14 protein-coding genes are annotated in these 15234 nt (G+C 61.3%); 3 read left to right on the top strand and 11 right to left on the bottom strand.

The annotated features are described in order from the left end of the window. The 3 genes from VGY55_10765 to VGY55_10775 all read right to left on the bottom strand — a co-directional run. On the bottom strand, window positions 1–221 hold a 221-nt coding region (locus VGY55_10765), incomplete at its 3' end, for a hypothetical protein (protein ID HEV2970463.1). Continuing rightward, entirely contained in the window at window positions 218–2779 is a 2562-nt protein-coding gene (locus VGY55_10770; GenBank protein ID HEV2970464.1) for a serine/threonine-protein kinase, read from the bottom strand. The genes VGY55_10770 and VGY55_10765, both read right to left, overlap by 4 nt. Window positions 2780–2894: 115 nt before the next feature. Continuing rightward, the gene (locus tag VGY55_10775; protein HEV2970465.1) at window positions 2895–3929 is read right to left on the bottom strand and encodes a ThuA domain-containing protein; all 1035 of its coding nucleotides are present in this window, start codon (window positions 3927–3929) and stop codon (window positions 2895–2897) included. Between the two features lie 114 nt (window positions 3930–4043). On the opposite strand from VGY55_10775, the gene VGY55_10780 reads away from it, so the two are divergent. The 3 genes from VGY55_10780 (at window position 4044) to VGY55_10790 (ending at window position 8225) form a co-directional block, all read left to right on the top strand. After that, entirely contained in the window at window positions 4044–7034 is a 2991-nt protein-coding gene (locus VGY55_10780) for a PVC-type heme-binding CxxCH protein (protein ID HEV2970466.1), read from the top strand. Window positions 7035–7129: 95 nt separating this feature from the next. Beyond that, window positions 7130–7576 carry a helix-turn-helix domain-containing protein gene (locus tag VGY55_10785; GenBank protein ID HEV2970467.1) on the top strand — a complete coding sequence of 149 codons (447 nt, stop codon included), beginning with the start codon at window positions 7130–7132 and terminating at the stop codon, window positions 7574–7576. A 376-nt stretch (window positions 7577–7952) separates the two neighbouring features. Beyond that, the gene (locus VGY55_10790; protein HEV2970468.1) at window positions 7953–8225 is read left to right on the top strand and encodes a hypothetical protein; all 273 of its coding nucleotides are present in this window, start codon (window positions 7953–7955) and stop codon (window positions 8223–8225) included. 16 nt (window positions 8226–8241) lie between these two features. Here the strand turns inward: VGY55_10790 and VGY55_10795 are convergent, their stop codons facing one another. The 8 genes from VGY55_10795 to VGY55_10830 all read right to left on the bottom strand — a co-directional run. After that, complete coding sequence (locus tag VGY55_10795; GenBank protein HEV2970469.1) at window positions 8242–9558, bottom strand: NAD(P)/FAD-dependent oxidoreductase; 1317 nt, start codon at window positions 9556–9558, stop codon at window positions 8242–8244. 125 nt (window positions 9559–9683) lie between these two features. Continuing rightward, window positions 9684–10013, bottom strand: a complete 330-nt coding sequence (locus VGY55_10800; GenBank protein ID HEV2970470.1) for a cytochrome C oxidase subunit IV family protein — start codon at window positions 10011–10013, stop codon at window positions 9684–9686. A gap of 26 nt (window positions 10014–10039) precedes the next feature. Beyond that, a complete protein-coding gene (locus tag VGY55_10805; GenBank protein HEV2970471.1) occupies window positions 10040–10720 on the bottom strand; it encodes a cytochrome c oxidase subunit 3 in 681 nt (226 codons plus the stop codon). Further along, a complete protein-coding gene (gene ctaD / locus VGY55_10810) occupies window positions 10710–12374 on the bottom strand; it encodes a cytochrome c oxidase subunit I (GenBank protein ID HEV2970472.1) in 1665 nt (554 codons plus the stop codon). The genes VGY55_10805 and ctaD overlap by 11 nt, the downstream gene beginning before the upstream one ends. Next, window positions 12371–13408 carry a cytochrome c oxidase subunit II gene (coxB, locus tag VGY55_10815; GenBank protein ID HEV2970473.1) on the bottom strand — a complete coding sequence of 346 codons (1038 nt, stop codon included), beginning with the start codon at window positions 13406–13408 and terminating at the stop codon, window positions 12371–12373. Before coxB ends, ctaD begins: the two co-directional genes overlap by 4 nt. Before the next feature lie 3 nt (window positions 13409–13411). Then, a complete protein-coding gene (locus VGY55_10820; protein HEV2970474.1) occupies window positions 13412–14233 on the bottom strand; it encodes an SCO family protein in 822 nt (273 codons plus the stop codon). A 102-nt stretch (window positions 14234–14335) separates the two neighbouring features. Continuing rightward, the gene (locus tag VGY55_10825; protein ID HEV2970475.1) at window positions 14336–14818 is read right to left on the bottom strand and encodes a hypothetical protein; all 483 of its coding nucleotides are present in this window, start codon (window positions 14816–14818) and stop codon (window positions 14336–14338) included. Continuing rightward, window positions 14811–15234, bottom strand: a 424-nt coding sequence (locus VGY55_10830; GenBank protein ID HEV2970476.1) for a hypothetical protein, incomplete at its 5' end; no start/stop codon positions are given. The genes VGY55_10825 and VGY55_10830, both read right to left, overlap by 8 nt.

A 15234-nucleotide genomic window follows, 5' to 3' on the forward strand; every position in this document is an offset into this window, starting at 1 on the left:
GGGGACGCTTCCCCGCTAAACGAGAAGACGATAGCCACAACCGCCGGGATCAACGCGATGGTCATGGCGAGCCACGGGAATTTTGGCCGCCGCACGCGGATCTGATAACTCTTGATGAGCGTCTCGCCCGGATTGAGCATCTGAAACTGATCGAGCGGCGGAATCACTTCGAGCTTTGGATCGGTGATCGCTGGAATAGCGACGTAGGGGGGCAAATTCATAGCCCTAGTATTCCCTGGCGGATGTCGCAATTCAATCGGTCCCACAGTTCCTTTGCCATTTTCGCGTCGTAGCCAAAGATCGCGGCCGATTCGGGGCGCACCAAATCCGCGGCGCCGCGCTTGAATCGCTGGGCCATTGAATACGTCAAATACCGCACGAAGCGATAGGTCTCAAATGGCTCCGCCGTGATCGTCAGCGTCACATCGGCGGCCAATAATCGCGTCGGCAGGAAAAACGTCTTGATCTTGAAGCGGAAGCGAAAGTCGGCCTCGACTTTCACCGCGTCCAGATCGAACAGCAGCCGATGCCAGCCCGCCTCCGGCGCGTCGTGCACGGCGCGTCGATCGTGTCGCTTCTGCAATAGGTCGACGAGCACTTCGCCCACGTCCCCCAAATTGATCGTCTCGGCGCTCCATTCGATCAATTCCTTCACGAACTGCCCGCGGCGCAGATCGGCCACGCGGTAGCTGAATGGGAGCGGCTGCGGCGTGATTCGCAGCACGGCGGGAGCGGGAATCCCCTCGATAAACGCGCGGAATCGGGCGAGCACGGCATCGTCCGCCGCGCGGGCCGCCAATGCACGAAACCGCGCCGCGCCTTGCTCCATGTCGCCGGTCATGATGTGGGCGAGCAGCAAGCCCGTTTGAGCTGAAATGTTCTCCGGGTCCTCTGCCAGAATCCGCTGGAAGCCGGCCTGGGCATCGACCACGCGGCCATCGCCGAGCAATTGCAGTGATTGTTCGGTCGTTTTCGCGATCCTTCGCACTGTCTCTTCCTGAGTTCGCCCCGCCAGTTCCAGCGCGCGCTCCATTTCGAGGCAATCGTGCAGCGCGGCTTGGGCCGACTCATAGCGCAAGTTCGGATCGAAATGCGTCAGCTTCCGGAAGAGCGGCAGGGCGGAGGATGGCACCTTGTGGACGTCGAAGTGCTGCGGCGGCCGCGCCGTGAGCATTTCGTAAAACGCGACGCCAAGAGCATAAAGATCGGTATGCGGAGAAGGGTCCGCGCCATGATCGCGCAGTTCGGGGGCCATGTAGAGCCGAGTCCCTTCGCCGAGCGATTCTTCGCGCGGCTGCTCGCTCTCATGCTCTTCATGCAACCAGGCCAGTCCGAAATCGGCCAACTTGGGAACGCCCGCTTTGGTGAGCAGAATATTCTCTGGCTTCACGTCGCGATGCACCAGCCCGTGCTCGTGAGCATGTTGCAACGCCTGCAGCATTTGCCGCAAATACGCGAGCGCCACCGGCAATTGCAGCGGCCCGGTTTGCAGAAGCTGCCGCAGACTCGCCCCCTCCATGAACTCGAGCACCAAATATGGTCCCTGGCTGTCGCTATCCACGCTGAGAATTTGGACGATATTCGGATGGCTCAGCCGAGCGGCGTCGCGGGCTTCTTGCAAAAACCGCCGATCGATCGTGCCGCTGCCGAGCAACTCGGCTCGCACGCGCTTGATCGCCACGGGTCGCCGAAGCACTTCGTCGTAGCCCAGCCACACCTCGCCCATTCCGCCGCGTCCTAACAATCGCTCGAAGCGGAACCGCTCGGCCGGCGGCAGAAACGGCTGCGGCGCCGGCCGCGATTCGCCCCGCTCGGCAGGCTGCGGCGCGCTGTCGTCGGTCGCCGCGCCGAAATGCCCCTTGAACTCGGCATAGTCCGCCGCGGCAGCTTCGACGGTCGTCTTTTGCGCCGTGTCGTATTCCAAATAGCCGGGCGATCTGCCGCGGAGGCTGTTAAAGAACAGCACCCGCTCGTTGTGAAATACCAAGAGCGGGTGCAGATCGACATGCTCGGCGCCCCCCGGCTTCGCCATCACGATAACGTGTCCCTGCAATGGGGCCGGATAGCCGCGCGGAAAGGATAGAGGCATGCCCCGGAGCCAATCGGGCCCCGTGAGATGGACCATTTGACATTCGACCGCGGTTGAGCCGAGCGACGATTTCGCGACGTAGGCCAATTCCCAGCGATCCCCCAGCGGCAGCGTCGAGGCTAACTCCGTCGCAGCCCGCAGAATCGCGTCGCCGTGGAGTTGGTTCAATTCCTCGCGGAGCACCGCGCCATGGCCGAGTGTGTCGTTGCGGTAGCGGATCAGCACGAGCAAGAAGTCGATCGAATTGGCATCCTTGCGGACGACCACCTTGTTCTCCAGATGGCTCAACAACTGGCCGAGCGTAGAGGGCAATTCGCTCTGCGCGGAATCGCGCTTGCGATGCAGATACGCATCGAGCGCCGCGCCGAGTGAATCGGGCGCAGCGTGCGACTCGCGGACCCGGTGCGCCGCGCGAACCAGCCAGCGATGCCAATCCCCTTCGGCGGGCCGATCGAGCTTGTCGAGCAGCTCGATCTCTTCCTTGCTAAGCGCCACTCGCAACTGCCGCACGAGGGCCAAGCCGAGCACGGAGAGAAACCTCAGCAGGCAAAGGCCGAACAGGCAGGCGTTGTCGTGCAGCTCTTTGGGCGTCTGGCTGTTGTAGGCCTTGCGATACGCATGGGCCAGCGGAGTCGGCAGGGCTTGATGTAGCGTGCGATTGAAGGCAATCGCCACCTCATTGCCGCTCATACGCCGGCCTCGCGTCGTCAAGCTCGCGTAACGCCTGCCGGCAATTCTAAGCGTGGCGCAACCGCGTCGCAAGGATGCTCGGAAAGACAATGGACATTCGGCGAGTGACACTCCTTCACGGGCTTTCGCGCATGTCCGATGGTGTCACGCCGCGTTTGTAGCCGTCGAATTTGAATGCCGTGGGGCTGTAATCGCCGACGAGTTCAACGTTCGCCTTTTCGGGCAGCTTGTCTTCCAGGCCGACGGCCCAATAGCAGGCGTTGACGATCAGGCGGCGGAGCGGTTCGTTCAGCAGGTCCTGCGATGCGCCCATCGTGGTGGTGAACACTCGGCCGCTCTTGCCTGAGGCGCTGGTGTAGGTTTTGGCCCAGGCCACCGGCATCATCGGGTCGTTTTGCTTGCCGGCGACCGGTTTGTCCGCTTGCTTCATTCCTTCGAGCACCTCGCCTAGCACCAGCGGCTGGCAATCGGATGGGAGCGGCAGTCGGACGGCGTAGACGTCGGTCGGGCACCAGATGTCGCCGCTCTTGATGCCGCGGAGGATCGGGTGATTTTCTGCGCCGGGGGCAACGATCCCGAGCGTGCTCTGCTTGCCGTGTTGGCCGTGATGGTTGATCCAGGTCTCGCCCAGAATCTGCCGGCCGAAGCCGCCGTCCCATTGTTTGCTATGCCAGCCGTATTTCGCGTAAGTCTTGCCGTCTGGGATGTCGAAGGCGTGCGTGGCGGTGCGCAGGCCGATGATTGGGCGGCCGGAGTTCACATATTCGGCGATGTGCTTCATCTGCTCATCGGGCGGACTGCGAAACCGAGTGAGGATGATCATCAGGTCGGCCGAATCGAGCGCTTCGAGGCCGGGAATGTTGTCGTGCAGATTGGGATTGATCGTGCCGTCCTTGGGATCGACTGAGAAGAGCACGGTGCACTTGAAGCCGTGACGCTTGGCGAGGATCTTGCCCAATTGCGGCAGCCCTTCCTCGCTGCGATACTCCTCGTCGCCGCTCACCAGCACAATTTGCTTTCCCCTGCCGGGGCCGTCGCCGCCGTCGTACACCACCCAGGGTTGGTCAGCGTGGGCTGAGCGACCGATTCCCAAGACGAGCGCCAATCCGACGAGCAGAATAGCGCGCCAAAAGGAAATGAATCGAATCATGTTGAAGACTCTCGTATTGGGCGTGCTGAGTTGTCTATTGTTCGGAATTCTGGCGAATTCCGCTACGAAACCGAGTCCATTATGAATCCTGTTCGCTGTGTTACAATAGTCCCCATGAATCGCTTTACGACAATCGCCATCGCGTCCGGCTGCGTGCTTTGTGCCCAAGCGGTCTTCGCAGCGGAGATCGTCAAGAACACCGGCGATCGCCCGCTGCCGCCGCAAGTCGCCGCGGGGCACATGACCGTTCCCGACGGATTCGAGGTGACACTGTTCGCCGGCGAGCCGGATGTAATGCAGCCGATCGGATTCACGACCGACGATCGGGGCCGCCTGTGGGTCGGCGAGTGCTATTCCTATCCGAACTGGGCCGCCGAGGGACATGATCGTGTGCTGATCTTCAGCGACAAGCAAGACATGGGACATTTCGATACCCGTAAGGTCTTTTCGGACCAAGTCGCGAATCTCACCGGCCTGGAGATCGGCTTCGCCGGGGTCTGGCTCTGTTCGCCGCCGAAGCTGCTGTTCATTCCAACCGGCGGCGGGGATTCGCCACGTGGCGCGCCGGTGACCATGCTCGACGGCTGGTCGCTCAAGGGCAAGCACAACATCGTGAACGGGCTCGTTTGGGGACCGGACGGCTGGCTTTACGGCTGCAACGGGATCACGTCTCCCTCGCTGGTCGGCAAGCCCGGCACGACGGACGCCGAGCGCGAGGCGCAGACGGGCGGCGTGTGGCGCTACCATCCGACGAAGCATGTCTTCGAGTCGGTCGCCCGCGGGACGACGAACCCGTGGGGACTGGATTTCGACGACTACGGTCAGGCCTTCATCACGAACTGCGTTATCGGCCACCTTTGGCACGTCGTGCCGGGAGCGCGCTACAAGCGGATGCACGGCGTGGACGACAATCCCTATTCGTTCGAGCTGCTCGATGCTACTTCCGATCACTTGCACTGGGGGGGCGGCGATTGGACCACGTCGCGCGGCGGCCTGGGGATCCACAGCGAGGCCGGCGGCGGACATGCCCATGCCGGAGCGATGGTCTACCTTGGCGACAACTGGCCCGACCGCTATCGCGATTCGATCTTCATGTGCAACATCCACGGCAATCGCGTGAACAACGACCTGCTGGAACGCAGCGGCTCGAGCTATGTCGGCCGCCACGGCAAGGATTTTCTGTTTGCCAATGACGTCTGGTTCCGCGGGCTGAATCTCAAGTATGGTCCCGATGGCGGCGTCTATGTTTCCGATTGGTGCGACAACGGCGAATGCCACAATGTTGCTCAAACCGATCGGACGAGCGGCCGGATGTACAAGATTGTTTACGGCCGGCCGAACCCCTTGCCGGCCGACCTCGATCTGACGAAGCTGACCGACGGCGAACTGGTCAAGCTGCAATTGCACAAGAACGATTGGTATGTCCGTCACGGGCGACGAATTCTGCAGGAGCGCGCCGCCGCCGGGCGCGACATGACGGCGGTGAACGCCGAGCTGCACAGGATGTTCGACGCCGAGGCGAGCGTGCCGCGAAAGCTGCGGGCGCTGTGGGCGCTGCACGTGACCGACGGGCTCATGCCCGCCTTTCTCGTCGAGCAACTCCATCACGAGAGCGAGTATATCCGCGCGTGGGCGATCCAATTCTTGGTCGAAGATAAGCATCCGTCGGCAGCGGCTTGTGGCGAATTCGCTCGAATGGCGCGGAAGGATTCGTCGGCGTTTGTGCGGCTCTATTTGGCAGCGGCGCTCCAGCGGATGCCGGTGGACCAACGCTGGCCAATCGCCGCCGGGCTGGCGGCGCATGGCGAGGACGCCGGCGATCATGATCTGCCGCTGATGATCTGGTATGGCATCGAACCCGCGATCGCGGCCGATCCCAAGCTGGGCCTCGAACTGGTCCGGCAGTGCAGGATTTCGCTCGTGCGCCGGTTCATCGCGCGCCGGATCGCATTGATCGACGATCCGAAGCGCGCGGCGGGAGCGATGGCGACTTTGGTGAAAGGTCTTGGCTGGGGCACCGATCCGGCGGCACAATTCGATCTGTTATCGGGAATGCACGATGCCTTGCGCGGAAAGCGGAATGAAACGGCGCCCGATGGGTGGATCGAGGTTTATTCAAAACTGTCGAACAGCCCGAGCGCCGAAGTCCGCGGCGAGAGCGACGCGCTAGCACTGATCTTTGGCGACCGCGCGGCGCTTGAATCGCTCACGCGGACGGCGGCCGATTCCGCGGCCCCGCTCGCCAAGCGGCAACAAGCCGTGGATGTTCTCGTGGAGGCGCACGTGACTGGTTTGGCCGCCGCGCTCCAAGAACTGCTCGATGATCCGTCGTTACTGCTGCGGGCGTTGCAGGGCTTGGCCGCGTACGACGATCCGCGAACCCCGCCATTGATCCTGTCGCGCTATCGGCGGCTGTCGGCCGACCAGAAGCACGAGGCAATCAACACGCTGGTCGCTCGGCCAAGTTATGTCTTGGCGCTGTTGGATGCGATCGAGCGGAAGGAGATTCCGTCGAGCGATGTTTCGCTCCTCGCCGCCCGCCAAATGCAGCATTTCAAAAACCGTCAGATTAACGACAAGCTGGCGAAAGTTTGGGGCACGCTCCGCGATTCGTCGGCCGACACGAAGGAGCAGCTTCAGAAATACAAGAATCTGCTCACGCCCGAATTCATGACGACCGCCGATGCCGCGGCTGGCCGATTTGTGTTCAGCAACACCTGCATGGCGTGCCATTCGCTGTATGGCGCGGGCGGCAAGATCGGTCCCGATCTGACGGGCGCCAATCGCGGCAACATCGATTATGTGTTGCAAAAGGTGGTTGATCCGAGCGCGGCCGTGCCGAACGACTATCAAATGCAACTCATCACGCTCAAGGATGGCCGACTGGTGTCCGGGATAATTCGCCAGCGGTCGCCGCGGGCCGTCGTCGTGCAAACCGAGACCGAATTGCTTACACTCTCGACCGACGACGTTGACGAGATGAAATCGTCCGGCCAATCGATGATGCCGGAGCGGCAGTTGGATAAGCTCCGCCCCGAACAGATTCGCGATCTATTCGCCTATCTGGCGACGAAAACCCAAGTGCCGCTGCCGATGGAGAAGTGACAAGTGGCAAATGACAAGTTTCAAATAGACAGCGGCAAGCGTAGCGTCCGCTCGATTCCGAATCCCCCAGCCCCGAGTTTCGAGCCCCTGATTCGATGGTCAGCTTTATAGCCGCCTTCAAGGAGCAGATTCGCCGGCTGGCGCGGAAGGAAATCCGCGCCCAGATCGCGCCGACAAAGCGCGCCGCGGCACAGCACCGCCGCGACATTGCGCGGATCAAGCGGCAATTGATGACTTGCTTGCGGCGGCTCGAAAAGTTGGAAACCCGACAGAATCGCGGCGCCGTCAGCGGCGAACCTGCCGCTTCGGCGAACCCCAAGAACCGTTTCTCCGCGCGGTCGGTTCGAGCGCAGCGCAAGCGCTTGAAGTTTTCCGCGGCCGAATATGGGCGGTTGGTCGGAGTCTCGGGGCAGACGATCTACCAATGGGAGCAGGGAAAATCGCGGCCGCGCAAATCGCAATTTGCCTCGCTGATCGCGCTGCGGTCAATCGGCCGCCGCGAGGCGTTGGCGAGGGTGAAGCAAAAGCGTCCTATTGATTAGTAAGCCGCCGCGCCAGTTGTTTCGGATGCTGCCATGCCGGGCGCCGACCATTTCGACCGCTGGTCGTCCAACGAATTAGGTCCATCCGGCGGGGGTCAACCGTTCGCCAGCGCAAGCCTTAGCAAAACTGCTTGGACATGGAAGTCGGAGCATTTACCGGCGTTGCCCCAACGAGTCGCTTGAACTCCAGCGATTGATTGAAGTCGGCTCGCCCGAACGGCATATCGTTTGCTCAAGGGAATCCTCGCGCTCGTCACCGTGCTATCATCCGTCTCGTCGCGCGGATTCCCGCGATCTTCTTGCTAATTTGTTCGTCCTGCGTCCCCTCTGTCGGGTAATTCCTACAAGAATTTGAAACGCGAAAGGCGGCTCCAAAATGCATTTCTCTCGCGATCGATTTCCGGAACGGGCTTCCCAGCGGCGTCATCAACTCCGTATCTCCGGAGAGTATGCCGGTCGCTGGATCGCCTGGGACCGCGATCAGACGCGGATCGTCGCCAGCGGCGATTCGTTCGCGGCGGCCAAAGAGGCCGCGTCCGCGGCGGGGGAATCGTCTGTGCTCATGGCCCGCATCCCGGCCCGCAGCGCCATGCGCTTCGGTCGCCCGCTGCTCTACATGGTGGCCGTGTTCATCTCGCACATGACGTGAGCAACGGCGGCTTCGGCTAGCCTGTTCGTCTCGAATCGACCTTTGGCAATTCCTGCGTCCGCCCCGGCTGTTCAGTGATCAAGCGGGCGGCGCGGTCGCGCGTAAAGTAGCTCCAACCCCATTGGACGAAGATCAGCACGCGATTGCTGAATTGGACGATGCTCATCAAATGCACGAAGAGCCAAACGAGCCAGGCCAGCAGACCCGAGAGGTGAATGAATCGCAGATCGGCGATCGCCTTGTAGCGGCCGATCGTGGCCAGCGTGCCGCGGTTGCGATAGTTGAATGGGGCTGGGGCCGATTGAGACTTTCCCGATCGTCGCTTGCGGATTAGCTTCGCGACATAGCGGGCCTGTTGCATCGCGACTGGAGCGACGCCCGGGAGCGGCTTGCCGTTTTGATGGCGGTAGTTGGCGAGGTCGCCGATGATGAAGATCTCCGGATGGCCGGGGACGGTCACGTCGGGCTCGACGATGACGCGGCCGATTCGATCGGTCTCGGCGCCCGTTGCCGCCGCAATCGCTTGACCGAGCGGAGAAGCTCTCACGCCTGCGGCCCAAAGAATGGTTCGGGCCGGCAACACGTGCGTTTCGCCGTGCCGGCGGTAGGTGATTTTGTCCTCCTCGACCTGTGTCACCTCGGCGCCAGTGAGCACGTTGACGCCGAGCTGCTCGAGTGATCTCAGCGCCCGCGCGGAAAGATCCGGGGGATACGTCGGCAGCACGCGATCCTGATACTCGATCAGCGAGACCTGTGCCTGCTCGGGATGGATAGCGCGGAATTCGCCCTTGAGCGTGTGGCGGGAGATTTCGCTCATTTGCCCCGCCAGCTCGACTCCCGTCGGTCCCGCGCCAACCACAACGAAGTTCAACAGAATGCGAATCGTTTCGGAATCTCCGCAGCGCTCGGCTTCTTCGAACGCCAGCAGAATCCGGCGACGGATTGTGGTTGCGTCTTCGATCGATTTGAGTCCGGGGGCGAAGGCGCTCCATTCGTCGTGGCCGAAGTAGCTGTGGCTCGAGCCGGCCGCCACGACAAGCGTGTCGTATTGCAACTCCCCCTCGTCGACGATCACGCGCCGGCCAGCCACGTCGATCTCGCGGGCCTCCGCCAGCAGGACGCGAGCGTTCTTCTGCCGCTTGAGCAACGCCCGCAATGGCGAGGCGATATTGGCTGGCGAGAGCGTGCCAGTGGCGACCTGATAGAGCAGCGGCTGGAAGAGGTGATAATTGTGACGGTCGATGAGCGTCACTTCGACCGGCGCGCGCCGCAAGCCCCGAGCCGTGACCAGGCCCCCGAAGCCGCCGCCGATGATTACGACGCGATGGGCCATTGGAATGAGAGGTCAGAGCGGATTCGGAACGGCACAGAGGCCGTTCCCTAAAGTCGGCGTCGCCGAACTGTAGGGAACGCCCTCGGCGGCGTTCCACGACGCATCGTTCAGCATCGTTTCGACATTCAGAATTCCAGCCATCCTCGACTCAGGTAGTCCGACACGGTTCCGCCGATCAAGATTGCGAGCCAAAACAGTCCCGCCGCGATGACGATCCAAGTCAATCGGCTGCTATGGAGGACGTGCATGAAGAACAAGATTACCAGTAGGGCCTTCACGATGCCAATGCCCATTCCCGCTGCGAGGTGCCAGGGACCAAGATCGAGGAACGAAAGCCCGACGGTCAGGAGCGTCAGCACGATGAGCGCGATGAAAATATTGACGTAGGTGCGCGGAGTCAGTGCGGAGGCAGGAGACTCGGGGCTCGGGATTCGGGATTCGGGGTTCAACGACATGGCTTGCGTCCGACAAATGCCAATGGTTACCAGAAGGTCTTGTGCGTGCCGATCAGATAGAGCAGCGGCAGCAGGAAGATCCAAACGACGTCGACGAAATGCCAATACAGGCCGATGATCTCGACCGGCATGTAACGCTGGGGAGTGACAGTCCGCCGCGACACTGCAATGATAAGGAATAGGAGCAGGGCGATGCCGATGGTGAGATGCAGCGCGTGCAAGAGCGTCATGAAGTAATAGAACGTCAAGGCAAGTTCGACGTGTTTCGCTCCATCGATTCCCAGCGACCTCCATTCGTCGGCCTCGGGCTTGAATGCGATTCTCGGCATCAGATTGTCGACGTAGTCGGAGTAATACTCGACTCCCTTGAGAACCAGGAACGCTGTACCGAGCGCGGCGGTGAGTGCCAGGCACCAATACGTCATCCGCAGATTGCCGACCTGAATCGAGTAGACGGCCAGCGCCATCGTCAAGCTGCTCGTCAACAGCACGACCGTGTTGATCGCGCCGATGCCGACGTTGAGATGGCTGCTCATGGCTTCAAAGGCGTCGGAATAGATCGCGCGATATGAAACGAAGCCGCAGATCAACACCCCGAACACCATGATCTCGGTGGCGAGAAAGACCCACATCCCGAGCGTCGCCGCGCGGTGCTGCTGTTCGAGCGTGGCGAATTGATGTTCGACGAGCACGGTTTCAGTGGCCATTTTGCTCCGGCTCCCAGCCCGAGTATTCGTAGGGCTCGGCGGTGACGATAGGGGTGCTCTCGAAATTGTCGGGCGGCGGCGGCGAAGCGGTTTGCCATTCGAGCCCCGTGGCTTGCCATGGGTTCGGACCCGCCAGCTTTCCATACCGCAGCGACCAGATGAGATAGACCAGCGGCAGCAAATAGCCGACGGCTAGAATCGACGCTCCGGCCGACGACATTACATTGAGCACCTGATACTCAGGCGCGTAATGCGCATACCGCCGCGGCATCCCAAGATAGCCCAGCGCGAACTGCGGCAGAAACGTGAGAATGAAACCGATAAAGACGATCAGCGCGGCTAGCTTTCCCCAGCCCTCCGGATACAAGCGGCCGGTGATCTTCGGCCACCAGTAGTGCAGCCCGCCCATGTAGGCCATCACCATTCCGCCGACCATGATGAAATGAAAATGGGCAATCACGAAGTAGGTGTCATGCACGTGTACGTCCATTCCGAGCGCCGCCAGAAACAGCCCCGTCAGCCCGCCGATCGTGAACAGCCCGATGAAGCCCAGGCAAAACAGCATTGGAGTCGCGTAGGAGATCGATCCTTTGTAGAGCGTGGCCGTCCAGTTGAAGACCTTGATCGCCGAGGGGATCGCCACGAGATAGCTCATGAACGAAAAGGCCATTGCGGCGTAAACCGATTCGCCCGCGACGAACATGTGATGCCCCCAGACGAAAAAACCGATCACTGCGATGCCGACGCTGGAGAACGCGATCGCTTTATAGCCGAACACCGTTTTTCGCGCGAAGCAGGGGAGCACCTCGCTCACGACCCCCATGCCCGGCAGGATCATGATGTACACGGCCGGATGCGAATAGAACCAGAACAGATGTTGAAACAGGACCGGATCGCCGCCCAGCGCCGGATCGAAGATGCCGATGTGCAATGTTCGCTCGGCCGCGACGAGCGCCAGCGCCGTGGCCAGCACGGGCGTTCCCAGCAGAAAGATGATCGACGTGGCGTAAATCGACCAGAGGAACAGCGGCAACCGAAACCAGGTCAATCCGGGCGCCCGCATCCGATGGATCGTGACGACGAAGTTGAGCCCGGTCAGGATCGACGAGAACCCATTAATCAGGATGCCCAGCGCCATCGGCAGGACATTGGTGTTCGACGCGGTGGTGCTATAGGGAGTGTAAAAAGTCCAGCCGGTGTCGGTGCCGCCGCTGATAATGGCCCATAGCGTAAGCGCCGCGCCGACGAGGTAAATGTACCAACTCAGCAGATTCAGCCGCGGAAAGGCGAGGTCTTTCGCCCCGATCATCATTGGCACGAAGAAATTCCCCAGCACGGCCGGAATCGATGGGATCAGGAAAAAGAACACCATGATCACGCCGTGCATCGTGAACAGCTTATTGTAGGTCTCGGTGCGCACAAGTTCGGAGTTCGGCGTCATCAATTGCAAGCGGATTAAAGTCGCCGCGGCGCCGCCGATAAAGAACATGATCGTGATCGAGATCAGATAGAGCAGCGCGATTCGCTTGTGGTCCTTCGTCAACAGCCAGGACCGCACGCCGAAGGCGACGTTCAGATAATTCGGCTCCGCCTTAACTGGATGATCCACTTTGGCCTGCGGGCTGAAGGGATCGGTGATTTCGGTCGTGCTCATGGGTTCGATCCCGGTGCTGGAGGAACAACGGGCGCTGCGGCCGGAGGTTGCGCGGCGGGCGGTTGAGCGACCGGCGGCATGGCCGAGTCGATCCGCGGCGGCGTCTCGCCCAGCCCGAGCGCCTTGATGAATTCGATCAACTTGATTAGATCGTCCTCGCTGATTTGCCCCTGGAAAGTCGGCATAATCGGCTGGTAGCCGGCGACGATCTTGGCATCCGGACTCAAGATCGATTCGCGGAGGTACGTGTCGTCGGCGGTCACGGTCCGGCCGTCGTTGAGCGGCACTTGCCGGCCATAAAGATTCTCGAGCACCGGGGCGCGGGCTTGGGCATCGGCGCTGTGGCAGGTGACGCAGCGGTAATAGAGAAACAATTTGCGGCCTTCGAGCGCGAGTGAGCCTTCCGCGCGATCTTTCAGCCACGCTTGATACTCGGCCGGGTCCGCGACGACGACCGTGCCGATCATTCCGGAATGGTTCGTGCCGCAGTATTGCGAGCAATAGAGATGAAACCGGCCGGTCTTCGTCGCCTGAAACCAAGTGTGCACGTATCGGCCCGGCAGCACATCCACCTTAGTGCGAAAGGCAGGGACGAAGAAATCGTGGATCACGTCTTCGGAAGTGAGCGTCAATTTGATGGGAACGCCGAGCGGGACGTGCAGTTCGTTGATCTCGCGCTGTCCGCCGAGATGCTGGATTTTCCACATCCACTGCTTGCCGACGACGTAGACGTCTTGCGTGCTGTCCGGCGGGCGCGCGAGGCGAAAATACACGTCCGCTCCCCAGACGAACATGATCATCGCCAACGCCAGCGGGACGACGGACCAAAACACCTCAAGCTTAGTCGAGCCCTTGATCCTCGGCGTCGTTGCTGTGCCCGAGCGGCGGCGGTACTTCACGGCGAAGACGATCACGAGCGTCACGATCAAGAGCGCGAAGAAGCCGGTGACACACAGCAAGAAGACCAGCAGGCGATCGACGTGCACGGCACTCGTCGAGGCTTGATCGGGAAATAACTGTAGTTGCGCGAGCATGACTTATCCCGCGGGAATCGGCGCGCTGCGACTCTTTCGCCGCTCGCTGCGCCACATCTTGAGGAGGAAAGCTCCGAGAGCGGCCAGCGTCGCCGCGCCCGCCAGACGGACGAAATTCATGATCGCTGGCGTGTATTGCCCGGTCGTCGGGTCGTAGTGAAAGCAGAACAGCAGCAATTGATCGACCGGCGAACCGATCTTGCCGGAGGAGGCCTCGACCAATCCTAATCGCAGATCGCGCGGAGAATACTGGATGCCGTAGAAATAGCGGGCCAGCTTGCCATCCGGCGTCAGCACCATAATGCCGCTGGCGTGGGCGAATTGGTCGGAGCGCGGGTCATAGTTGTAATGAAAGCCGACCGCCTCAGTGAGTTGCTTGATCGAAGTTTGGTCGCCGGTGAGAAAATGCCAGCCGCCGGCGGCGCCGGGGCGGCCGTATTTTTCGACGTACACCACTTTCTTCGCCGACGCCAGCTCAGGCGTCTCACGCGGGTCGAAGCTAATCGTCAGAACGTTGAAGTTGCGTCCAATATCGAGCGATGCGATCCCCTCCAATCCGTGTTCCAGCCCATTGAGCACTTCGGTGCAAAGCCGCGGGCAGCGATAATAGGCCAACACGAGAATGACCGGTTTGGCGCCGAAATAGCGGCTGAGCCGGACGGCATGGCCCGCTTCGTCGCGAAACTGCAAGTCGAGCGGCGTTTGCTGGCCGAGATGCTGCTCGATGTTCACGCCGTGCAATAGTGGTGGCAAAGCGTCGCCGGCCATCGCGGAGGAGACGAGCAGACAGAGAAGCCAAGTTGCAAAACAGATGGGTAGTCGCATTGGATCCTCGTTACTCGCCTTTCCGTAGCTGAATTCGCCAGAATCAGTTCAACCTACCGCGTCACGTTCGGAATTCCGGCGAACTCCGCTGCGTCCAACTTGTCACTCGCCATTTGCCACTCGCCCCGAGCTGGATGGTCCAGGGGGATGCGTTCGCTGGAATTCCAGCCGCTCGTTTGCCGGTTGCTTTCCGGTCGGCGGCGCGGGCGATTCACTCACCAACAGCTTCATCGCTTCCTCAATCGGAATTCGCGCGATTTGCCGCTTCTGATCGATCCAGCCGTATCCAGCATGGCTAGCGTCGATGCGCGATTGCTTGTCGGCTAGCTCTGGCGGCAGACCCTCGAGCCGCGGCGCGCGGGGCCAACGCATCTCTCGGGCCGTCGTTTCCGTCTCGCGGCCCGGCGCGCCCCCCGCGTTGCGCGCGAACAAGTCGAAGGCGCGGACCATGGCCAGCATGATCGCGACGCTTACCATGCCGAGCACAGCGCCCGAGATGACGATGCCGCGAATGCTGGCGTCGCTCGGCTCGAATGCCGTGCTCGTGTTGCTGGGTTCTTGTTGTGGGTGCCTATCGTCAGTCATGCGTTTGCTCCGGCGGTGGCAGTTGTTCGTCGAGCGGCGCGAGCGGCAGCTTACCAACCTGCCGAAAAAATGCCGCCAACAGGATTCCACCGATTCCCAGGGCGGCCCCGATCGCCACCAGCGTGTCGAGCCAATGGGCCGCCCAATCCCCCTGTGGCTGGAAGGCCGGGATGATCTGCCAATAGATGTCGATAAACCGCATCAGCAGGATGAATGCCGCCACCGCGCCGAGCGTTCGATAGTTGCGTTTGATTCGCCGCGACAGCAAGAGAATGAAGGGCAATGCGAATTGGCAGAGCGCTAACAAGCCGACGAACCACTGCCAGCCGCCGGTCGAGCGCGGCAGATACCACGGCGTCTCTTCCGGCAAATTGCCGCTCCAAATCAGCAAGAATTGCGCGAACGAAACATAAGCC

Source organism: Pirellulales bacterium, assembly GCA_035939775.1.
GTDB lineage: Bacteria > Planctomycetota > Planctomycetia > Pirellulales > DATAWG01 > DASZFO01.

Coding starts and splice junctions, on each gene's coding strand:
- VGY55_10785 (HEV2970467.1), top strand. CDS start 7,130: ATGGTCAGCTTTATAGCCGCCTTCAAGGAGCAGATTCGCCGGCTGGCG.
- ctaD (HEV2970472.1), bottom strand. CDS start 12,374: ATGAGCACGACCGAAATCACCGATCCCTTCAGCCCGCAGGCCAAAGTG.
- VGY55_10820 (HEV2970474.1), bottom strand. CDS start 14,233: ATGCGACTACCCATCTGTTTTGCAACTTGGCTTCTCTGTCTGCTCGTC.
- VGY55_10770 (HEV2970464.1), bottom strand. CDS start 2,779: ATGAGCGGCAATGAGGTGGCGATTGCCTTCAATCGCACGCTACATCAA.
- VGY55_10795 (HEV2970469.1), bottom strand. CDS start 9,558: ATGGCCCATCGCGTCGTAATCATCGGCGGCGGCTTCGGGGGCCTGGTC.
- VGY55_10775 (HEV2970465.1), bottom strand. CDS start 3,929: ATGATTCGATTCATTTCCTTTTGGCGCGCTATTCTGCTCGTCGGATTG.
- VGY55_10780 (HEV2970466.1), top strand. CDS start 4,044: ATGAATCGCTTTACGACAATCGCCATCGCGTCCGGCTGCGTGCTTTGT.
- coxB (HEV2970473.1), bottom strand. CDS start 13,408: ATGCTCGCGCAACTACAGTTATTTCCCGATCAAGCCTCGACGAGTGCC.
- VGY55_10790 (HEV2970468.1), top strand. CDS start 7,953: ATGCATTTCTCTCGCGATCGATTTCCGGAACGGGCTTCCCAGCGGCGT.
- VGY55_10825 (HEV2970475.1), bottom strand. CDS start 14,818: ATGACTGACGATAGGCACCCACAACAAGAACCCAGCAACACGAGCACG.
- VGY55_10805 (HEV2970471.1), bottom strand. CDS start 10,720: ATGGCCACTGAAACCGTGCTCGTCGAACATCAATTCGCCACGCTCGAA.
- VGY55_10800 (HEV2970470.1), bottom strand. CDS start 10,013: ATGTCGTTGAACCCCGAATCCCGAATCCCGAGCCCCGAGTCTCCTGCC.